The sequence below is a fragment of the Pseudohaliea sp. genome, assembly GCF_054552115.1.
The window spans coordinates 41,442-60,973 of sequence record NZ_JBTOLW010000007.1; the positions used below are offsets into that span (position 1 = coordinate 41,442).

Here is a 19,532-nt window from a genome sequence, read left to right on the forward strand (position 1 = left end):
AAAAAGGCCAACACGAGGTTGGCCTTTTCCTTGCCGGCGGGGCGCCCGGGGGCGCATCGCCGGTGTGGTTTCCAGCTTAGAACTGGAAGGTACCGCCGATGAAGTAGTAGCGGCCCAGCGCATCGTAGACGCCGGCGAAGGTGTTGCCGTTACCGAAGATGGACGGGCCAGCGTCGGTGAAGGGCGGATCTTCGTCGGTGACGTTCTGGATACCGGCGCGGAGCGTGATCATATCCGTGATGTCCCAGATACCGGACAGGTCCAGATAGTTCTGCTCGGGCAGGTTCCAGTTGTCGGCTGCGTCATCGATCTCGCTCATGTAGCGCCACTGGGCGGACAGGGTCACGGACCAGGGCGTCATCCAGGAGACGCGCAGGTTGTTCTGCCATTCGAAGGTCGGCGCACCGCAGGAGTCGCTCCAGATGCCCACGCAGTCTTCGATCGGCTCGCCGACGAATTCCTGCTGATCCCAGGTCGTCAGGTAGGTACCGATGTTGGCGAAGTTCACGCTACCCATGTCGCCCACACCCAGGGTGTAGTCGATGGTGTAGTCGAAACCTTCCGTGGCGAAGAAGCCGATGTTCTCGTCGACGGAGAGGACGTTGTCCTGGCCGATCCACAGCGTACCCGTGCCCGGGCCGCGGTTGACGCGGTCACAGAACTGCGCCTGGCCCGTCTCGAGGCAGCGGTCGATCGTCGTCGGCGAGGCGATACCGGCGATGGCGTCCTTCACTTCGATGTCGAAGTAGTCCACCGTGATGGTCAGGTCCTCTACGAAGGACGGCGACCAGATGACCCCGTAGGAGTAGGTATCGGACTCTTCCGGCTCGAGGTCCGGGTTACCACCCGTGATCTCGTTGTACTGGCCGGCCGGGGAGTCGGCGATGTTGCCGTACTGCGCCTGGGTGACGCCGGTGCGGGCACACTGCTCGAAGCTCGCCGTCGGGTTCGGGCCGGCACACTTGTCCTCGGCCATGTCGAACAGGCCGATCGACTGCGGGCGGAACAGCTCGCGGATGTTCGCTGCACGAACGGCGCGGTTGTAGCTCGCACGCAGCCGGATGTCCGGCGTGACGGACCAGGCCATGGCGACCTTGTAGGTGTCGGTGTCGATGTTGGTCGAGTAGTCCGAGTAGCGGTAGCCCAGGTCCAGGCTGACCTCTTCCGCGAACTGCTTGCCTTCAACGATCGGGATGTTGATCTCGGTGAAGAACTCCTGGACATCGAAGCCGCCGTTGACGCCGAGCGTCGGGCCGCCCTGGCCGGCACCGTCGCCGCTGGTGAAGCCCGTATCGGGTTCGTAGTTCAGGTTTTCCTCACGGTACTCGTAACCGAGGACCACGGAGACGCCGCTCTCTGCCGTCGGCAGAGCGATGCCGTACTCGCCGAGGTTACCGGTGACGTAGCCGAGCATGACCGTCTGGTCCGTGGTGCCGCGTGCGAAGAGCGGGGCGACCAGGTAATCGGTCATGTCAGACGTCACCGCACCCTCTTCAAAGATGTTCCACGGAACGCAGCCCGGGTCAACGCCGTTGAGGGCGGAGCGACACACCGTCTCGCCGGTGTCCGGATCGGTGACGGCGTCGAGCGCACGCCCGATGCGGGTAATCGACAGGTCGTTGTTGTAGGTCTGCTCGAGGCTGGTTTCCGCGTACTGGTAGGACGCCTCGTAGCTCCAGGCGTCGTTGATCTCGCCGCGCATGCCGAACACGCCACGGAAGGTGGTGTGGCGGATGTCGTTGTTGCGGAAGCCGCCCTCGACGTTACGACGGCCGACGAACACGTCCTGGAACTCGTTTTCCGTGAGGCCGTACTGGCCGCAGATCAGGTCGAACTGCTGCTCGGACAGGAACGGGTTGCCGCAGGACAGTTCGCTGGTCACGAAGAACGCACCGGAGGGAGCGATCTGCGCATTGGAGCGGTTGTCCATGAAGTTGAACTCGGTGAACACTTCCGCGTGCTCGTTGATCTGGTAACGACCGAACATGCCGGCGGTGTAGCGCTCGTCCGGACGCTGCAGGAAGTTGTCCGGGCCGAAGTTGTACAGCGGGCCGAAGGGGCGGAACTCGTTGCCTTCAACGCTGTAGTCGAAGCTGCCGGGACCGGTGTCGGAAAGCAGACCGAAGTCCGTGAAGCGGCCCCACGGCACCGTGGAGGAGCCACCGCAGGACGGGTCATTCTCATCGCCCCGGATGGCGCAGTTGGAGTAGTCGCGGTCACCCCAGCGGACTTCCTCGATGTTCCGGTAGGTCACGTAACCGGTGACGTTGCCGCGGCCGCCGTCGAGGTTGGCACCGATGATCAGGGACAGATCCTGGATGTCGCCGTCGCTGACGGAACCGTCGGGCGCAGTGAAGCCGGCTTCCCGGTTGATGCGCTGGGCCGTGCCGTTGTCGTTCTCGTGCTGGTAGCCCGAGTACTGGACGTCGAGCTGAACGCCTTCGAAGTCGTCGACCATGATGAAGTTCACAACGCCGGCAACAGCGTCGGAGCCGTAGGTCGAGGAGGCGCCGCCGGTGAGCACTTCGACGCGCTCGATGAGGGCAGCCGGGATGTTGTTGATGTCAGCGCCCTGGCCGCCGGCAAGCGGGGAGCCGATGGGCAGGCGGCGGCCGTTCATGAGTACCAGGGTGCGGTTCGCGCCGAGGTTACGCAGGTTGATGGTGGCCGTACCGGTGGCGCCGTTGGCCTGGTTGGCGTTGTTGCCCGGGTAGACCGAGGGCAGGTCGTTCAGGAGGTCTTCCACACGGGTGACACCCTGGAACTTGAACTGCTCGGAATCTACCTGGGTGACCGGGCTGGAGCTGATCAGGTTGGCTTTCTGGATACGGGAACCCGTAACCACCACTTCTTCGACCAGCGCCTCTTCCTGGGCGAGGGCCTGGCCGGGCAGAACCGCGGCGGCGCCCAGGCCCAGGGCAGCGGACACTGCCGTGGTCAGACGATGCTTTCTCAACATAGTTAAACCCCTGTTTGTCATGCAAGCATGCTTTGGATTACTTGCGGCACAAGCCACAGTGCGGGCAACTTTACACGTATGTGACACGGCGTGTGTCCCGCCCCCGGGTCTTTTTGTGACATATTCACAAGATTCCGGCGGAACTTGTAAAAGTACCGTTTTTTTCAAGCGCTTAGTCGGGGTTTCTCAGATGTGAACGCAGGCAACATGGCCGGTGAGGCTAGCGGATCCGGGTGACGCCCACGCGGCGGCCCGTGGCGACATGGGTCAGGCGCCAGAAGCCGAAGAAGTTCTTGTCGAGCACCACGTCGCGCTCGCTGCCGTTATAGGCAAAGCGGCCGTCCAGGCGCTGCTGCCAGACCTGGCCGTTGTCGAGGTGAAAGAGCGTGTTTCCGCTCCAGCCCTCGAAGGGTGCCCGCACCCGGGCCTTGATGCGGGCTTCCTGCTTCGCGTCCCGGACCTCGTCGCTGGTGTTGCGCAGCGTCTCGGCCTCGCCGGCTGTATAGCGCAGCAGCCAGCCGTCCAGGGCCTTGCGCTCGGCCTCGCTGAGCTTGTCGAGGCCCGCCGCCTCGTACTCCTCCGGGCTCATGAGCTTGCGGATGCCCGGGAAGTCCTCCGCCAGGGCGGGGGCAAGGCCGGCAACGGTCAGCACGAACAGCACGGCGAGGCGGCGCATCAGAACAGCACCCGGCTGCGGATGGTGGCCTCGATGTCGGCCAGCGCCCGGAGCGCCACGTCGGAGTACTCCGCGTCCACGTCGATGACCACGTAGCCGATGGCGTCGTTGGTCTGCAGGAACTGGGCGGACACGTTCACCCCGGTATCCGAGAACACCTGGTTGATGGCGCTCATGACGCCGGGCACGTTGTGGTGGATGTGCAGCAGCCGGTGGCAGCCGGCGTGCTCCGGCAGGGCCACCTCCGGAAAGTTCACGGAGGAGGTGGTGGTGCCGTTGTCGCTGTAGCGCGCCAGCTTCTCCGCCACCTCCATGCCGATGTTCTCCTGCGCCTCCATGGTGCTGCCGCCGATATGGGGCGTGAGGATGGCCTGGTCGAAGGCGCGCAGCGGCGAGACGAACTCGTCGCTGTTGGAGCGCGGCTCCACCGGGAAGACGTCGATGGCCGCCCCGGCCAGGTGGCCGCTCTCCAGGCGCCCGGCGAGGGCGTCGATGTCCACGACCGTGCCCCGGGAGGCGTTGATGAGAATGCTGCCCCGCGGCATCCGGTCGAGCTCGGCCCCGCCGATCATCCCGGCCGTGGACGGGGTCTCCGGCACGTGCAGGGAGACCACGTCCGACTGGGCGAGGAGGGAGTCCAGGCTGCCGAGCTGCCGGGCATTGCCCAGCGGCAGCTTGTTGACCACGTCGAAGAACTGCACTTTCATGCCGAGCCCCTCGGCGATGACGCCGAGCTGCATGCCGATGTTGCCGTAGCCGATGATGCCCAGGCGCTTGCCGCGGATCTCGTAGCTGTTCGCCGCGCTCTTCAGCCACTCGCCGCGGTGGGCGGCGGCGTTCTTGGCCGGGATGCCGCGCAGCAGCAGGATGGCCTCGGCGATCACCAGTTCGGCGACGCTGCGCGTATTGGAAAACGGCGCGTTGAAGACGGGGATGCCGCGCCGCGTGGCGGCGCCCAGGTCCACCTGGTTGGTGCCGATGCAGAAACAGCCCACCGCCACCAGCTTGCGCGCGTGCTCGAGGATCTCGTCGGTCAGCTGCGTGCGCGAGCGGATGCCCACGAAGTGGGCATCGGCGATGGCGGCCTTCAGCTCTTCCGGCGGCAGGGCCTTGGGGTGCCACTCGATGTTGTCGTAGCCGGCGGCGTTGAGTGCCTCGACGGCGGAGTCATGAATGCCCTCCAGCAGGAGGAACTTGATCTTGCGCTTCTGCAGCGAGGTCCTGCCCATGGTGTGTGGTGCCCTGATGAAGTGACTGGAACGCGGTAACCGGGGCCGCCGCTGGCCGGCGGGGCGCGGCATGATAGCATACGCGCCCTTCTTATATCGGCAGCAGCAGGGGCGGCAAGCGGGATGGCGGACGTGACTCCGTTGGCACAGGAACAGCGCTCGGCACTCGCGGAGATCGTCGGCCCCGACCGCGTGCTGGCCGGCCCGGAGGCGGCGGAGCAGTACGGCCGCGACTGGACCCGGGCCCATGCCCCGGCGCCCTGTGCCGTCGTGCTCCCCGGCAGCATCGCCGAGGTGCAGGCGGTGGTCCGCTACGCCCGCCGCGCGGGCCTGGCCATCGTTCCCAGCGGCGGCCGCACCGGCCTCTCGGCCGGCGCCGTCGCCGCCCGCGGTGAACTGGTGCTCGTGCTCGACCGCCTGAACAGCATCGAGGATTTCTCACCCGTCGACCGCACCGTGCGCTGCGGTGCGGGCGTCGTCACCGCCGACCTGCAGGCCTTCGCCGAGGACAAGGGGCTCTTCTATCCCGTGGACTTCGCCTCCGCGGGCTCCAGCCAGGTCGGCGGCAACGTCGCCACCAATGCCGGCGGCATCAAGGTCATCCGCCACGGCATGACCCGTGACTGGGTGGCCGGCGTCAAGCTGGTCACCGGCACCGGCGAGCTCCTGGACCTGAACCGCGGCCTGATCAAGAACAACGCGGGCTACGACCTGCGCCACCTCGTCATCGGCTCCGAGGGCACCCTCGGTGTGATCGTCGAGGTCACCGTCGCCCTTGCCGACCCGCCCGGCGACCTCGCCGTGATGGTCCTCGGCGTGCCGGACATGGCGGCGATCATGGACGTGCTGCACCGCGCCCGCGGCCGCCTGCAGCTGCACGCCTTCGAGTTCTTCTCCGAAGACGCCCTGGCCCGGGTGGTCGAACACCAGGGCCTTCAGCGCCCCTTCGAGACGGAAGCGCCCTTTTATGCCCTCCTCGAGTTCGCCCAGCCGGACGAGGCCGCCCTCGATGCCGCCATGGCGGTCTTCGAGGAAACGGTGGAACAGGGCTGGGTCCTCGATGGCGCCGTCAGCCAGAGCGTCGCCCAGGCGCAGTCCCTGTGGCGCCTGCGCGAGGACATCTCCGAGACCATCTCGCGCTGGACACCCTACAAGAACGATATCTCCACCCGCGTCTCCGATGTGCCCGGTTTCCTCGCCGAGGTCGACCGGGTCGTCACGGAGCACTACCCCGATTTCCAGATCATCTGGTTCGGCCACATCGGCGACGGCAATGTGCACCTCAATGTCCTGAAGCCCGACGAGCTGCCCATGGACGAGTTCCAGGCCCGCTGCGGCGAGGTCAGCCGCTGGGTTTTCGAGATCGTGAAGCGCCACGGCGGCAGCGTCTCCGCCGAGCACGGTGTCGGGCTCCTGAAGAAGGACTACCTCGGCTACAGCCGCTCCGGGGCGGAGATCGAGATCATGCGCGGCATCAAGCGCGTCTTCGACCCGGACGGCATCATGAACCCCGGGAAGATCTTCGACCTGTAATTACAGCACCGCATTCATTGGCGGCAGTCTGAGTCCTGAGAACTCGAGACATGCCGGCGACGCGGGTGCCCGTAGCACGGCCCGTCGCCCGGAAAAGGCCTGCGGGACACGCCGGTTCGCCATCCATGGCGGCTCGGGCTCGGCATCCATGCCTCGCACGGTCCCGCAGGCCTTCTCCGGGCCACGGGCCTGCCGCTGTGCCAACGAACGGCGCTGCCGAGATCTCGTACTGGCACTGGCACTGGCTTCAGGCGTCAGGGGTCAGGCTCCAGACGTCAGGCGGCAGGTGCAGCTATTCCCCCTGCGGGACGTGCGCGGCCATGGACGGCCGCGCCCGAGCTGCCATGGATGGCGCTTTTGCGGTCCCGCAGGGGGAATAGCTGCAGCTGACGCCGAACTACGAAGCACCCCCAGCCCGAACTACGAAGCACCCCAGGAACAGCTAGTCCACCTGCCCGAGGTACAGCTGGTAAGCGGGGTTCTCCGACTCGTCCCAGAACGGGTAGCCGATGGCGTCGAGGGTCTTGTGGACCTCGCGTTCCTCGCCCTTCGGCGCCTGGATACCGACCAGGATGCGGCCGTAGGCGGCGCCGTGGTTGCGGTAGTGGAAGGTCGAGATGTTCCAGCGCTGGCCGAGACCCGAGAGAAACCGGAGCAGGGCGCCGGGCCGCTCCGGGAACTCGACGCGGTAGATCGTCTCCCGGCCCATGTCGGCCGGTGCGCGGCCGCCGACCATGTAGCGGATGTGCAGCTTGGCCATCTCGTTGTCCGTGAGATCCTGGGCCTCGTAGCCCTCCGCCGTCAGCTTCGCGAGCACCCCGGCGAGATCGTCACCGCCCGGCGTCACCGTCAGGCCCACGAACACCCGGGCCGAGTTCGGGCTCGCGTAGCGGTAGTTGAACTCCGTGATGTTGCGCTTGCCGAGGGCGCTGCAGAAGGCGCGGAAACTGCCCGGGCGCTCCGGGATCGTCACCGAGATGATCGCCTCCCGGTGCTCGCCGATCTCCGTGCGCTCCGAGATATAGCGCAGCCGGTCGAAGTTCGTGTTCGCCCCGGAGAGGATGGCGAGGAGCTGCTGGCCCGTCACGCCGCGCTCCTCCACGTACTTCTTCAGCCCGGCGAGGGCCAGGGCGCCGGCGGGTTCGGCGATACCGCGGGTGTCCTCGAAAATGTCCTTGATCGCCGCGCACATCTCGTCGGCGGAGGCCGTGATCACCTCGTCCACCGTGTCGCGGATCACCCGGAAGGTCTCCTTGCCCACCTGGGCGACCGCGCAGCCGTCGGCGAACAGGCCCACCTCCTTCAGCCGGGCCCGCCGGCCCTTCTCCAGGGCGAGCTTCAGGCAGGCCGCGTCCTCGGGCTCGACGCCGATGATGCGGGTCTTCGGCCAGACATAGCGGACGTAGGCGGCGACGCCGGCGAGGAGGCCGCCGCCGCCGACCGGGACGAAGAGGGCGTCCAGGGGCTCCTGGTGCTGGCGCACGATCTCCATGCCCACGGTCCCCTGGCCGGCGATCACGTCCGGGTCGTCGAAGGGGTGGACGAAGGTCATGCCCTGCTCCGCCACCAGCTTCTGCGCATGGGCATAGGCCTCGTCGAAGGCGTCCCCCTGCAGAACGACCTTCGCGCCGCGGTTGCGCACCGCGTCCACCTTGATCTGCGGCGTTGTCCGGGGCATCACGATCACGGCGCGCACCCCCATGCGCTGCGCCGCCATGGCGAGGCCCTGCGCATGGTTGCCGGCGGAGGCGGCGACCACGCCGCGGGCGCGCTGTTCGTCACTCAGGCGGTACATCTTGTTGTGGGCGCCGCGCAGCTTGAAGGAGAACACCGGCTGCAGGTCCTCGCGCTTCAGCCAGACGTGGTTGTCGAGGCGCGCAGAGAGTAGCCGCGCCTCGTCCACCGGCGTTTCCCGCGCGACGTCGTAGACCTTGGCGTCGAGGATGCGCTTGATGTAGCTCTGGGGCATGCGGTCACCGCTTCAGGGAGGGCCTGGAAAAGTGCCCGCATGGTAAAGCAGCGGCCGCAGCAATGCAGCCCGGGGCGTCCGCGGTACACTAGCGCCCGGGCAACAGCGGGGAGATTCCATGCACCAGGATAAGAAGGACCAGGATAAGAAGGGCCAGGACAGCAAGAAGCAGGCCGTCGCGGATGCGGCGCTGGCGTACCTCCGGCCGAAGCTGGAGAACGACACCATCGTCGGCATCGGCACCGGCTCGACGGCCAACCGCTTTATCGACGGCCTCGCCGCCGTGAAGGGCAGCATCGGTGGCACCGTCGCCAGTTCCGAGGCCTCCGCGGAGCGGCTGCGCGGTCACGGCATCCCGGTCTACGACCTCAACAGCGTGGACCGGGTCGCGTTCTACGTGGACGGTGCCGACGAGGCCAACGAGCAGCTGCAGCTGGTCAAGGGTGGCGGCGGTGCGCTGACGCGGGAAAAGATCGTGGCCGCGGTGGCGGAGGAGTTCCTGTGCATCGCCGACGACAGCAAGCTGGTGCGCATCCTCGGCGATTTTCCGCTACCGGTGGAGGTGATCCCCATGGCCCGCGGCCACGTCGCCCGGGAGCTGGTCCGCCTCGGCGGCGACCCGGTCTACCGGGAGGGCGTGGTGACCGACAACGGCAACATCATCCTCGATGTCTACCACTTTCCCGTCGCCCAGCCGGTGGCGATGGAGGAGACGCTGAACAACATCACCGGGGTGGTGTGCAATGGCCTCTTCGCCCGGCGGCCCGCAGACCGGCTGTTCCTGGCGGGCGATGAAGGTGTTCGGGAACTGCGCCGCGAACCGGCGGGTGGCTAGAAAAAACTCTCTGCAACGGGTTGACGTGTTGCATTCTGCATTATTCCCGGTATGCTCTGTGAAAAAGTCACAAAGCTGACCGCGAAAAATACTGGACAATGCCGTGAAGGGCGCCGGCAAGGCAGCCAGAAGCGGCAGCACACGGAAACGCCTGAAGATGAGAGTGACCGATGAAGAACCGGCCTGACACCATGCTAGTGCTCCTCGCTGCCTTCGTCCTGGGGGTCGTGGTGACCCTGCTGTTGCCCGCCTCTTCGAGCCGCACCGTCGCGGCGCCCGAGTCCCCGCTGCAGGCGGGCCTGCTGCTCGAGCGCTAGGCGGGCGCCGCTGCCGGGCGCCACCCCGTCTCCGTCAGCACGCCGTCCAGGGGCACATCCCAGGGTTCCTGCGGCAGCGTCTCCACCCCCTGTTCCCCGTAGGCGACCCCCACGAGCAGCCCCGGTCGGGCTGTCGCCAGGGTCCGGTCGTAGTAGCCCGCACCCATCCCCAGCCGCACGCCGGCCGCGGTGAAACCCACCAGGGGCAGGCAGAGCAGGTCCAGCTTCTCCACGGGGAGCGGCGCGCCCGCCGCCGGTTCGCCGATCCCGTAGCGGTTCGGCACCAGGGGGTCGCCGGGTGTCCAGCGGTGGAAGGTGAGCGCCCGGTCGTCGCCGACGCGCGGCAGGTAGGCCAGCAGGCCGGCGGCCGTTGCCGCCGCCAGCAGCGGGGCCGGGTCCAGTTCGCCGTCGGCCGCCACGTAGGCGGCGATGCGGGCGCCGGGGCGCCAGCCCGGCAGCGCTGGGGCGTGGCCCGCGAGTTGACGCGCCGCAGCCGCGCGCGCCTGCGGCGCCAGTGCCCGGCGCGCCGCGCGGAGCTGTAGGCGCAGGGCCGCCTTGGCGGTGCGGGCATCGTGCTCGGCGTCGGTCGTCATGACGGTTGCGGCAGGGGGTTGAGGCAACATTGAGGCAGAAGAGAAGTAGGTTCCCGGCGTACCGCTGACAGGTCGGCCCTTGAACCCGATGGCTCAAGGTGGAGGCCGCCGCATCGCATCAGGCTTCCCGGTACAGGCCGGACTTGCACAACAGCGATTTTGGTGGCCCCCGGTAACACAGTTATCGGCTCGAGGACTGATAGTCTGGCGCATACGCCAGGTAACCAGCCTTTATTATAGCGCAGGGGGCGCCCCGGGCCGAGCGGGGTGGCGGAATTCAGCTGATCTCGATCTGCCGGAGCTGGTGGAGGGCTTCATCCAGCTTGCGGTTGAGCCCCCGGAAGGCGCTGTCCACGCTGCCATCGTCGGGCAGCCGGTCCACGGCTTCCTCGCCCCGTTCCGCCCGCAGCAGGTCGTAGCTGATATTGAGGGCCGCCATCACGGCGATGCGTTCGAGGCCGATCACCTTGCCGGTGTCGCGGATCGCACGCATCTGCTCGTCAAGGTAGCCGGCGGCGGCCGCGAGGTCGGCTGCCTGGTCCTCGGGGCAGGCGACCTGGTAGTCCTTGTCGAGGATCGTGACCGAGACGGTGTGGGGCGCCATGGGTCTACTCCAGGTCGCGAAGGCGGGCGAGCGTGGCTTCCACCCGCGTCCGTGCGAGGTCGTTCTTCTCGATGAGTTCCCGGCGCTCCTGGCGCCAGCCCAGGTTCTCCGCTTTCAGCTGGCGGTTCTCGCGATTGAGCTCCGCGCACAACTCGATGAGCTGGTCGATCTTGTTTTCCAGCAGCTTGAGCGCATCGTCCGCCATATCGTCAGGTATTGCCGCTACACTTGGCATTCCGCGAGGTCTCCCGCACTATAGACCCCGCATCCCGAGGAGGTCAACGGCGTAAATGCCAGTCAATTCAACCATCTGCCGCGCTTTTTGCAGGCAACCTCATAGGCAGCCTCACAGGCAGCTTCGCAGGCAGGCCGCATGATCGGGCTGTTCGATCCGGCGCCCGGCGAGGCCGGTGACCTGCCCGCCTTCGACGAGGTGGCCGACCACCTGGTCGAGCAGGGCGTCTCCCAGTCCCCGTCGGAACTGCACGGCTGCCTCGCCGGGCTGCTGGCCGGCGGTGCCGACCCGTCCCCGGAAGCGGGGCTCGCCGGTGTCGGTTCCGCCCTGGGCTTCGACCCGCACGGCGAACTCGCCGACGGGCTGCAGCGCTTCTACGTCGGCACGGCCCGGCTGCTGACCGACGAGGCGCTGCGCTTCCAGCCGCTGCTGCCCGATGACGACAGCGACCTCGGCGAGCGGACCGTGGCGCTCGCGGACTGGTGCCGGGGGTTCCTTTCGGGCTTCGCCCAGGCCCGGGTGAGCAGCCGCAGCACGGATGCCGCGGTCGCGGCGGACAGCGCCGAGGCGCTCAAGGACTTCGCGGCGATCGCCCAGGCCGGCGGTGGCGACGACACCGATGACGAGGCGGAGCAGGCCTATGCGGACCTGGTCGAGTACCTGCGTTTCGCGGCCATGAACATCATCCTCGACAGCCTGCGCCAGGCCGCGGAAGCCCCGCCGGTCTCCCCGCCCGCCGGCAGCACGGTGCACTGAGCGCGCCATGGCGCAGGTGCGGGGCATCGGCAAGCGCGAGTTCGCGCGCAGGCGGCGCAACCTCATGGCGCTCATGGAGCCGAACAGCATTGCCATCGTTCCCTCGGCGCGGCAGCAGTACCGCAACCGCGACACCGAGTACCCCTTCCGCCAGGACAGCGACTTCCTCTACCTGACGGGCTTCCAGGAGCCCGATGCCGTGCTCGTCCTGGTGCCGGGGCGCCGCCACGGCCAGGTCGTCCTCTTCTGCCGTGACCGGGACCCGGGGCGGGAACTCTGGGACGGCTACCGCGCCGGCCCCGAGGTGGCCGTCGAGCGCTACGGCGCCGACGACGCCTTCCCCGTCGGCGATATCGACGACATTCTTCCCGGCCTCATCGAGGGCCGGGAGCGGGTCTACTACTCCATGGGCCGCAACCGCGGCTTCGATGCCCGGCTCATGGGCTGGGTCAACAGCATCCGCGAGCGCGAGGCCAGCGGGGCCGTGCCGCCGGGGGAGTTCACGGACCTCGACCACATGCTTCACGAGCTGCGGCTGGTCAAGAGTGCCGGCGAACTCCGCGTCATGCGCCGCGCGGCCCAGGTCACCGCCGACGCGCACTGCACCGCCATGCGCGCCTGCCGCCCCGGCCTCTACGAGTACCAGCTGGAGGCGGAGCTCGCCTATGCCTACGCCCGCGGCGGGGCGCGCTTCCCGGCCTACCCCGCCATCGTCGGCGGCGGCGCCAACGGCTGCATCCTCCACTACGTCGAGAACAGCGAGCGGCTCCGCGACGGTGATCTCGTGCTCATCGACGCCGGCTGCGAGTACCACGGCTACGCGGCGGATGTCACCCGCACCTTCCCGGTGAACGGCCGTTTCAGCGCCGCCCAGCGCGCGCTCTACGAGGTGGTGCAGGCGGCCCATGCCGCCGGCATCGCCGCCTCGCGGGCCGGCAATCACTGGAACCAGCCCCACGACGCGACCGTGCGCGTCATCACCGAGGGGCTGGTGGACCTGGGGCTGCTCCGCGGACGGGTGCCGAAGCTGATCAAGGACGGTGCCTACCGGGATTTCTACATGCACCGCGCGGGCCACTGGCTCGGGCTCGACGTGCACGACGTCGGCGACTACCGGGTCGGCGGCGAGTGGCGGCTGCTCGAGCCCGGCATGGTGATGACCATGGAACCGGGCATCTACGTGGCGCCGGACAACAGCCGCGTGGCGAAGAAGTGGCGCGGGATCGGCATCCGTATCGAGGACGACGTCGCCATCGGCGACGACGGGCCCGAGGTGCTGACCGCGGGGGCGCCGGTGGCGCCCGACGACATCGAAGCCCTGATGGCGGCCTGATGAGCCGGCGCATCGTCATTGCCGGCGGCGGCATGGTGGGCATCAGCCTCGCCCTGGCCCTGGCCCGGCAGCTGCCCGAAGCGGTCGAACTCGTGCTCGTTGAGGGTTTTCCGCTGCCGGAAGGCGGTGCCGGCACCTACCACCCTTCCTTCGACGCCCGCTCCACGGCGCTCAGCTACAGCACGCGGCGGGTGTTCGAGACCCTGGACGCCTGGGGCCCGCTCGCTCCCGGTGCCTGCCCCATCGAGCATATCCATGTATCCAGCCGCGGCCACTTCGGCTCCTCCCGCCTGCACTCCGCGGAGCAGGGCTGGCCCGCGCTGGGCTGGGTGGTGGAGAACGCCTGGCTCGGCCGGGTACTCGCCGAGCGTCTGCGGGCCACGCCCCGGGTGCGCGTGCTCTCGCCGGCCCGCTGCCTCGGCGCGCGGCCGGATGGCGGCGGGCTGCGGGTCAGCCTCGAGAGCGAGGGGGAGTCCGAGCTCGCGGCCGACCTGCTGGTGATCGCCGACGGTGCCCGCTCGGGCCTGCGCGATGCCCTTGGCCTCGGCGCCACGGAAAAGCGCTACGGCCAGGATGCGCTGGTCGCCAACGTGGCCTTCGCCGAGGACCCGGCCGGCCGCGCCTTCGAACGCTTCACGGCCAGCGGCCCCCTCGCCCTGCTGCCCCTGCTCCCGGCGGAGGGCACCCACCGGGCCGCCCTGGTCTGGACCCTGCCCCCGGCGCGCGCCGCCGACTTGCTGGCGGCCCCTGCCGGGGCCTTTCTCGCGGCCCTGCGGGATGCCTTCGGCTACCGCCTGGGCCGCCCCCTGGCCGTGGGTGAACGGCACAGCTACCCGCTGGCGCTCGTCGAGGCCCGGGAGACGGTGCGCCGGCACGTGGTGGTGGTCGGCAATGCCGCCCACGCCCTGCACCCGGTGGCCGGCCAGGGCTTCAACCTCGCCCTGCGCGACGTGCATGCGCTCGCGGACGAGATCGCCCGCGGGGTGGCGGCGGGGGCCGGCCCCGGGGACCTCGCGGTCCTCGAAGCCTATCGGGACCGGCAGGCCGGCGACCAGCAGCGCACGATCGCCGCCAGTGACCTCCTGCCGGGCCTGTTCATGCAGGCGGACCCGCTGATCGGCATCGCCCGGGATTTCGCCCTTGCCGGCCTGGATGTCGCACGCACGCTCAAGGACAGCTTCGTGCGCCACGCCGCGGGCATGGCCGCCCTGGAGACCCCCCGTGGCTGAGCACACCGTCGATATCACCATCGTCGGCGCCGGCATTGCCGGTTCCGCCCTCGCCGCCGCGCTCACCGGCCACGGTCTGTCCATCGCGCTGGTGGAGGCCCGGCCGCTGCCCGCGGGGCGGAGCGAACCGGCGCCGGGGCTCGACGGCTTCGACCCCCGGGTCAGCGCCCTGACGCCGCGGTCCCAGGCCTTCCTCGAGCGCCTCGACGCCTGGGCCGGCGTGACCGCCGTGCGCGCCTGCCCCTACCGGCACATGAGCGTCTGGGACGCGGAGGGCACGGGCGCCATCGAGTTCGACGTCGACGAGGTCGGCGCGCCGGCCCTGGGCACGATCGTCGAGAACCGGGTGCTGGTGGAGGCGCTGGTGGAGCGCTTCGCCGGTGCCCCCGATGTCACCGTTCGCGCCCCCGAGAGCGTGGAGCGGGTACTCCGTGAAGGCAGCCAGGTTGCCCTGGGGCTGGCCGGCGGCGACACGCTGCGCTCGAAGCTCGTGGTGGCGGCCGACGGGGCCCTCTCGCCACTGCGCGAGGCGCTGGGCTTTCGCACCCGCGAGTGGGATTACGGCCACCGCGCCATCGTGGCGACCGTGCAGCTGGAGCGTCCGCACGCTGCCACGGCCTGGCAGCGCTTCCTGCCCACGGGTCCGCTGGCGCTGCTGCCGCTCCCCGATGGCGAGGATGGCAGCCATCGCTGTTCCATCGTCTGGTCCATCGAGGAGGCGCAGGCGGAGGCGCTGCTGGCTCTCGATGACGCGGGCTTCTGCGCGGCGCTCGGCGCTGCGTCCGAGCACCGGCTCGGGGCCGTGCTGGCCAGCACCCGGCGCCTGGCCTTTCCCCTGCGGCAGCGCCACGCCGTCGATTACATCGCCCCGGGCGTCGCCCTGGTTGCCGACGCGGCGCATACCATTCATCCCCTCGCGGGCCAGGGCATCAACCTGGGCCTCGCGGACGTCGAGGTGCTGGCGGCGGAGGTACTGCGTGCGGCCGGGCGCGGCCTCGATCCGGGCCGCCTCGATGTCCTGCGGCGCTACCAGCGTGAGCGCAAGGGCGACAACCTGCTGATGATGGCGGCCATGGAGGGTTTCAAACGCCTGTTCGGCGCCCGCGCCCTGCCGGTCCGCTGGCTGCGCAACAGCGGCCTGCGCCTGGTCGACGGCGCGGTGCCGCTGAAGCGGGAGCTGATCCGCCAGGCGATGGGGGTCGCGCGCTGAATGCTTGTGCCCCTTTCCGGGGCGCCGCTACAATCGCGGTTTTCCGACCTTATCCAGGAGCGCCGATGAGCCAGGCACCCGAGGAACTCAAGTACGCGAAGAGCCACGAATGGGCGCGCCTCGAGGAGGATGGCACCGTCACCGTCGGCATCAGTGACCACGCGCAGGATGCGCTCGGCGACGTGGTTTTCGTCGAACTGCCGGAAGAGGGAGCCGAACTCGCCGCCGGCGACGAGGCCGGTGTAGTCGAGTCAGTGAAGGCCGCCTCGGACATCTATGCACCCGTGGGCGGCACGGTGATCGCCGTCAACGGCGAGCTCGAGGAAACCCCGGAAACGGTCAACAGCGACCCCTACAACGACGGCTGGTTCTTCAGGCTCAAGCCCGCGGGCAACGACGACCTGGCGCAGCTGCTCGACGCCGAGGCCTACCGGCAGCACTGCAGCGAAGACGGCTGAGAAGGCGTTTGACGGGCCCTAGCCGCGCAGGCTGATGATCTGCCAGCCCGCGGCCGCGGCCCGGGCGGCGAGTTCCGGGTCCGGGTCCACCGCGACCGGGTAATCCACGCGCTTCAGCAGCGGCAGATCGTTGTGCGAGTCGCTGTAGAAGGTGGCTCCGGCCAGCGTTTCATCGGGCCGCGCCTCGAGCCAGGCGTGCAGCCGGTCCACCTTGCCCTCGCGGTAGCTCGGCACCCCCAGCGGCTCGCCGGTGTAGACCCCGTCCACCACTTCCACGCCGCAGCCGATGAGGTGCTCCACGCCGAGGGCATCGGCGATCGGCCGGGTGACCACCTCGTTGGTCGCGGTGATCACCAGGAGCGTGTCGCCATTGGCGCGGTGTCCGCCGATCAGCGCCTGTGCCGCAGGCAGCATGATCGGTGCGATGCAGTCGGCGAGGAAGCGCTGCTGCCAACCGGCCACCTCCGAAACGCTGCGCCCGCGCAGGGGCGCCAGGGCGAAGGCGAGGTAGGCGTGAATGTCCAGCGTGCCGGCGCGGTAGTCGGCATAGAATTGCGCGTTCCGGTCGGCGAAAGTCCCGGCGTCGACGATGCCCTCGGCGCACAGCCACTCGCCCCAGAGGTGGTCGCTGTCGCCGGCGATGAGGGTGTTGTCCAGGTCGAAGATCGCCAGTGCCATGGGGAGTGCTGCCTGCCTCGGGGACCGCTCGGGAAAAGGGCCGCCAGCTTAGCGGCAGCCGGCCCGGGGTACAATTTCTCAGCCTGCATAAAGTGTGGAACAATGGCCGGTCCGCCAGCAAGGCAGCACTGTCATGGCAGCAGGGGCATGATCGACGCACAGGGATTCCGGCCGAATGTCGGCATCGTGATCGCCAACGATCACGGGCAGCTCCTGTGGGCCCGGCGTGTCGGCGGCCGTGATGCCTGGCAGTTTCCCCAGGGCGGTATCAACCGCGGCGAGAAGCCGGAACAGGCCCTCTACCGGGAACTCGAGGAGGAGGTGGGTCTCGGGCCGGAGGCCGTGGAGATCATGGCCTGCACCCGCGGCTGGCTCCGCTACCGGCTGCCGAAGCGTTTCATCCGCAAGCACCAGGACCCGGTCTGCATCGGCCAGAAGCAGAAGTGGTACCTGCTGCGGCTGGTCGCCGACGAGAGCGCCATCCGCCTCGACCACAATGCCAGGCCGGAGTTCGACCACTGGCAGTGGGTGAGCTACTGGTATCCGCTCGGCCAGGTGGTGTACTTCAAGCGCGATGTCTATCGCCGCGCCCTCCACGAGCTCGCGCCGACCCTGGGTGAGCGGCTGCCGCCGGACGGGGAGCTTGCGGCCGATGCTTGAAGTCCTGCGCGGCATCGTCCAGGAGGTCAACGCCGCCGAGAGCCTCGACGACGCGCTCGGGATCATCGTCAGCCGCGTGCGCGCCGCCCTCGGCACGGAGGTCTGCAGCGTCTACATGCGGGACCGGGGCGGCGAACGCTACGTGTTCCGCGCCACCGAGGGCCTGAACCCGGCCCAGGTCGGCCGGGTGAGCCTGGGCCTGGGCGAGGGCCTCGTGGGGCTGGTCGCCGAGCGCGAGGAGCCGGTCAACCTCGACAGTGCCGAGACGCATCCCAATTTCCGCTTCCTGCCGGACATCGGCGAGGAGCCTTTCCATTCCTTCCTGGGCGTCCCCATCATTCACCAGCGCGCCGTGCTCGGCGTGCTGATCGTGCAGCAGAAGGCGCGGCGGCGCTTCGACGAGAGCGAGGAGGCCTTCCTGGTGACGATGTCGGCGCAGCTCGCCGGCGCGATCGCCCACGCCCAGGTCACCGGCGACGTGCCCCACGCCGCCGTGCCCGGCCTGTCCACCAAGATCACCGGCGTTCCCGGCGCGCCGGGCATCGCCATCGGCGCCGTGCGCGTGGTGTCGCCGGTCGCCGACCTGTACACGGTACCGCGCCGGGCGGCCCGGGACCGGCGCGCCGAGCTGCGCGCCTTCAAGCGCGCCCTCGACCAGGTGCGCCAGGATGTGCGGGCCGTGGCCGACAACCTCCGCGACGAACTCTCGGCGGAGGACCACGCCCTCTTCGATGTCTACCTCGGTATCCTCGACGACTCCACCATCGGCGGCGAGGTGGCGGCGCGCATCAAGGCCGGCGAGTGGGCCCAGGGTGCCCTCAGCCAGGTCATGATCGAGCACATCCGCCACTTCGAGCGCATGGAGCACAGCTACCTCCGGGAACGCGCGGTCGACGTGAAGGACCTGGGTACGCGCGTCCTTGCCTACCTGCAGGCGGAGGGCCGGGAGGAGGCGGAGTATCCGGAGCAGACGGTGCTGGTGAGCGAGGAACTCACCGCCTCCATGCTCGGCGAGATCCCCCGCAAGCGCCTCGCCGGGCTGGTGTCCGTGCGCGGTTCCAGCAACTCCCATGTGGCCATCCTCGCCCGCGCCATGGGCGTGCCCACGGTGATGGGAGCGGTGGACCTGCCCTACACGCGCCTGCGCGACATGCAGGCGATCGTCGACGGCTACAGCGGTGTGGTGCACCTGAACCCCTCCGAGGAGCTGATCGAGCGCTACCAGGACCTCGCCGAGCAGGATGTCGCGCTGAACCGGGACCTGGAGGCGCTGCGCGACGAGCCCTGCGAGACCCTCGACGGTCACCGCCTGGCGCTCTGGGTGAACACGGGGCTCATGGCCGACGTTTCCCGCTCCCTCGAGCGGGGCGCCGAGGGCGTGGGCCTGTATCGCACGGAAGTGCCGTTCCTCCTCGGCGAGCGTTTTCCAAGCGAGGAGGAGCAGCGGCGAATCTACCGCGACCAGCTCGAGGCCTTTGCGCCGAAGCCGGTCACCATGCGCACCCTCGACGTGGGCGGCGACAAGGCGCTGCCCTACTTCCCCATCGAAGAGGAGAACCCCTTCCTCGGCTGGCGCGGCATCCGCGTCACCCTGGATCACCCGGAGATTCTCCTCGCGCAGGTGCGCGCGATGCTCAAGGCCAATGCGGGCCTCGGCAACCTGCGCATCATGCTGCCCATGGTGACCAACGTGGCAGAGCTCGACGAGGCCCTGGGGCTGATGCGCCGCAGCCAGCGGGAGGTAGAGCAGGAGGGCCTCGAGTCGCCCATGCCGCCGGTGGGGGTCATGGTGGAGGTGCCGGCGGCGGTCTACCAGGCCGCGGCGCTTGCCCGGCGCGTCGATTTCCTCTCCGTCGGCAGCAACGACCTGACCCAGTACCTGCTCGCCGTGGATCGCAATAATCCCCGGGTCTCGGACCTCTACCACGCCCTGCATCCGGCGGTGCTGGCCGCGCTGGAGGCGGTGGTGCACGGTGGCCACAGCGAGGGCAAGCAGGTCAGCATCTGCGGCGAGCTCGCCGGCGATCCGCTGGCGGCGCTGCTGCTGCTCGGCATGGGCTTCGACGTACTCTCCATGAACGCCACCAGCCTGCCCCGGGTCAAGAAGGCCCTGCGCAGCGTGACCCGGGCCGAGGCCGAGGCGCTGGTGAACGAGGTGCGCGGCCTCGATGACAGCCGCCAGGTCCGGCAGCGCCTGGAGTGTCTGCTGAATGATCGCGGGCTCGGCCAGTTCGTTCCTCCGCCCCTGGAGTAGTGCC

Annotated in this window: 18 protein-coding genes and 1 other RNA gene; 10 read left to right on the forward strand and 9 right to left on the reverse strand. The window is 68.9% G+C overall.

The window, feature by feature from the left end:
* Positions 1-76 precede the first annotated feature (76 nt).
* The 3 genes from ACX93N_RS05425 to serA form a co-directional block, all read right to left on the reverse strand.
* Positions 77-2,959: a TonB-dependent receptor domain-containing protein gene (locus ACX93N_RS05425; protein ID WP_459427383.1), complete on the reverse strand. Its 2,883-nt coding sequence runs from the start codon at positions 2,957-2,959 to the stop codon at positions 77-79.
* 220 nt (positions 2,960-3,179) lie between these two features.
* Positions 3,180-3,635: a hypothetical protein gene (locus ACX93N_RS05430; RefSeq protein ID WP_459427384.1), complete on the reverse strand. Its 456-nt coding sequence runs from the start codon at positions 3,633-3,635 to the stop codon at positions 3,180-3,182.
* Entirely contained in the window at positions 3,635-4,864 is a 1,230-nt protein-coding gene (gene serA, locus ACX93N_RS05435; RefSeq protein WP_459427385.1) for a phosphoglycerate dehydrogenase, read from the reverse strand. The genes ACX93N_RS05430 and serA overlap by 1 nt, the downstream gene beginning before the upstream one ends.
* A gap of 123 nt (positions 4,865-4,987) precedes the next feature.
* On the opposite strand from serA, the gene ACX93N_RS05440 reads away from it, so the two are divergent.
* Positions 4,988-6,397 (forward strand): FAD-binding oxidoreductase, encoded by a 1,410-nt coding sequence (locus ACX93N_RS05440; RefSeq protein WP_459427386.1) that lies wholly within the window; start codon positions 4,988-4,990, stop codon positions 6,395-6,397.
* 442 nt (positions 6,398-6,839) lie between these two features.
* Here ACX93N_RS05440 and ilvA read toward each other — a convergent pair whose 3' ends face one another.
* Positions 6,840-8,366, reverse strand: a complete 1,527-nt coding sequence (ilvA, locus tag ACX93N_RS05445; RefSeq protein ID WP_459427387.1) for a threonine ammonia-lyase, biosynthetic — start codon at positions 8,364-8,366, stop codon at positions 6,840-6,842.
* Between the two features lie 118 nt (positions 8,367-8,484).
* Here ilvA and rpiA point away from each other — a divergent pair, with 118 nt between their 5' ends.
* Complete coding sequence (gene rpiA, locus ACX93N_RS05450; RefSeq protein WP_459427388.1) at positions 8,485-9,201, forward strand: ribose-5-phosphate isomerase RpiA; 717 nt, start codon at positions 8,485-8,487, stop codon at positions 9,199-9,201.
* A gap of 170 nt (positions 9,202-9,371) precedes the next feature.
* Positions 9,372-9,518, forward strand: coding sequence for a hypothetical protein (locus ACX93N_RS05455; protein WP_459427389.1), 147 nt, complete (start codon positions 9,372-9,374; stop codon positions 9,516-9,518).
* Here ACX93N_RS05455 and ACX93N_RS05460 read toward each other — a convergent pair.
* From ACX93N_RS05460 to ACX93N_RS05475, 4 genes are all read right to left on the reverse strand, one after another.
* Positions 9,515-10,111: a 5-formyltetrahydrofolate cyclo-ligase gene (locus tag ACX93N_RS05460; RefSeq protein ID WP_459427390.1), complete on the reverse strand. Its 597-nt coding sequence runs from the start codon at positions 10,109-10,111 to the stop codon at positions 9,515-9,517. The genes ACX93N_RS05455 and ACX93N_RS05460 overlap by 4 nt on opposite strands.
* A gap of 46 nt (positions 10,112-10,157) precedes the next feature.
* Positions 10,158-10,337, reverse strand: a non-coding RNA gene (gene ssrS, locus ACX93N_RS05465) — 6S RNA.
* A gap of 51 nt (positions 10,338-10,388) precedes the next feature.
* Positions 10,389-10,715 carry a cell division protein ZapA gene (locus ACX93N_RS05470; protein WP_459427391.1) on the reverse strand — a complete coding sequence of 109 codons (327 nt, stop codon included), beginning with the start codon at positions 10,713-10,715 and terminating at the stop codon, positions 10,389-10,391.
* A 4-nt stretch (positions 10,716-10,719) separates the two neighbouring features.
* On the reverse strand, positions 10,720-10,920 hold the full coding sequence (locus ACX93N_RS05475; RefSeq protein WP_459427392.1) for a TIGR02449 family protein: 201 nt from the start codon (positions 10,918-10,920) through the stop codon (positions 10,720-10,722).
* A gap of 168 nt (positions 10,921-11,088) precedes the next feature.
* On the opposite strand from ACX93N_RS05475, the gene ACX93N_RS05480 reads away from it, so the two are divergent.
* From ACX93N_RS05480 to gcvH, 5 genes are all read left to right on the forward strand, one after another.
* Positions 11,089-11,706, forward strand: coding sequence for a UPF0149 family protein (locus tag ACX93N_RS05480; RefSeq protein WP_459427393.1), 618 nt, complete (start codon positions 11,089-11,091; stop codon positions 11,704-11,706).
* 7 nt (positions 11,707-11,713) lie between these two features.
* Positions 11,714-13,039, forward strand: a complete 1,326-nt coding sequence (pepP, locus tag ACX93N_RS05485; RefSeq protein WP_459427394.1) for a Xaa-Pro aminopeptidase — start codon at positions 11,714-11,716, stop codon at positions 13,037-13,039.
* Complete coding sequence (gene ubiH, locus ACX93N_RS05490) at positions 13,039-14,268, forward strand: 2-octaprenyl-6-methoxyphenyl hydroxylase (protein WP_459427395.1); 1,230 nt, start codon at positions 13,039-13,041, stop codon at positions 14,266-14,268. Before pepP ends, ubiH begins: the two co-directional genes overlap by 1 nt.
* Positions 14,261-15,478 (forward strand): UbiH/UbiF/VisC/COQ6 family ubiquinone biosynthesis hydroxylase, encoded by a 1,218-nt coding sequence (locus tag ACX93N_RS05495; protein ID WP_459427396.1) that lies wholly within the window; start codon positions 14,261-14,263, stop codon positions 15,476-15,478. Before ubiH ends, ACX93N_RS05495 begins: the two co-directional genes overlap by 8 nt.
* Positions 15,479-15,543: 65 nt before the next feature.
* The gene (gcvH, locus tag ACX93N_RS05500; RefSeq protein WP_459427397.1) at positions 15,544-15,936 is read left to right on the forward strand and encodes a glycine cleavage system protein GcvH; all 393 of its coding nucleotides are present in this window, start codon (positions 15,544-15,546) and stop codon (positions 15,934-15,936) included.
* 18 nt (positions 15,937-15,954) lie between these two features.
* On the opposite strand, the gene ACX93N_RS05505 is transcribed toward gcvH, so the two are convergent.
* Positions 15,955-16,614, reverse strand: coding sequence for a histidinol-phosphatase (locus ACX93N_RS05505; RefSeq protein WP_459427398.1), 660 nt, complete (start codon positions 16,612-16,614; stop codon positions 15,955-15,957).
* 147 nt (positions 16,615-16,761) lie between these two features.
* On the opposite strand from ACX93N_RS05505, the gene ACX93N_RS05510 reads away from it, so the two are divergent.
* Together ACX93N_RS05510 and ptsP are read left to right on the forward strand one after the other, a co-directional pair.
* Entirely contained in the window at positions 16,762-17,274 is a 513-nt protein-coding gene (locus ACX93N_RS05510; RefSeq protein ID WP_459427399.1) for an RNA pyrophosphohydrolase, read from the forward strand.
* On the forward strand, positions 17,267-19,528 hold the full coding sequence (gene ptsP, locus ACX93N_RS05515) for a phosphoenolpyruvate--protein phosphotransferase (protein ID WP_459427400.1): 2,262 nt from the start codon (positions 17,267-17,269) through the stop codon (positions 19,526-19,528). The genes ACX93N_RS05510 and ptsP overlap by 8 nt, the downstream gene beginning before the upstream one ends.
* Positions 19,529-19,532: the final 4 nt, after the last annotated feature.

Coding starts and splice junctions, on each gene's coding strand:
- ACX93N_RS05425 (WP_459427383.1), bottom strand. CDS start 2,959: ATGTTGAGAAAGCATCGTCTGACCACGGCAGTGTCCGCTGCCCTGGGC.
- ACX93N_RS05430 (WP_459427384.1), bottom strand. CDS start 3,635: ATGCGCCGCCTCGCCGTGCTGTTCGTGCTGACCGTTGCCGGCCTTGCC.
- serA (WP_459427385.1), bottom strand. CDS start 4,864: ATGGGCAGGACCTCGCTGCAGAAGCGCAAGATCAAGTTCCTCCTGCTG.
- ACX93N_RS05440 (WP_459427386.1), top strand. CDS start 4,988: ATGGCGGACGTGACTCCGTTGGCACAGGAACAGCGCTCGGCACTCGCG.
- ilvA (WP_459427387.1), bottom strand. CDS start 8,366: ATGCCCCAGAGCTACATCAAGCGCATCCTCGACGCCAAGGTCTACGAC.
- rpiA (WP_459427388.1), top strand. CDS start 8,485: ATGCACCAGGATAAGAAGGACCAGGATAAGAAGGGCCAGGACAGCAAG.
- ACX93N_RS05455 (WP_459427389.1), top strand. CDS start 9,372: ATGAAGAACCGGCCTGACACCATGCTAGTGCTCCTCGCTGCCTTCGTC.
- ACX93N_RS05460 (WP_459427390.1), bottom strand. CDS start 10,111: ATGACGACCGACGCCGAGCACGATGCCCGCACCGCCAAGGCGGCCCTG.
- ACX93N_RS05470 (WP_459427391.1), bottom strand. CDS start 10,715: ATGGCGCCCCACACCGTCTCGGTCACGATCCTCGACAAGGACTACCAG.
- ACX93N_RS05475 (WP_459427392.1), bottom strand. CDS start 10,920: ATGGCGGACGATGCGCTCAAGCTGCTGGAAAACAAGATCGACCAGCTC.
- ACX93N_RS05480 (WP_459427393.1), top strand. CDS start 11,089: ATGATCGGGCTGTTCGATCCGGCGCCCGGCGAGGCCGGTGACCTGCCC.
- pepP (WP_459427394.1), top strand. CDS start 11,714: ATGGCGCAGGTGCGGGGCATCGGCAAGCGCGAGTTCGCGCGCAGGCGG.
- ubiH (WP_459427395.1), top strand. CDS start 13,039: ATGAGCCGGCGCATCGTCATTGCCGGCGGCGGCATGGTGGGCATCAGC.
- gcvH (WP_459427397.1), top strand. CDS start 15,544: ATGAGCCAGGCACCCGAGGAACTCAAGTACGCGAAGAGCCACGAATGG.
- ACX93N_RS05505 (WP_459427398.1), bottom strand. CDS start 16,614: ATGGCACTGGCGATCTTCGACCTGGACAACACCCTCATCGCCGGCGAC.
- ACX93N_RS05510 (WP_459427399.1), top strand. CDS start 16,762: ATGATCGACGCACAGGGATTCCGGCCGAATGTCGGCATCGTGATCGCC.
- ptsP (WP_459427400.1), top strand. CDS start 17,267: ATGCTTGAAGTCCTGCGCGGCATCGTCCAGGAGGTCAACGCCGCCGAG.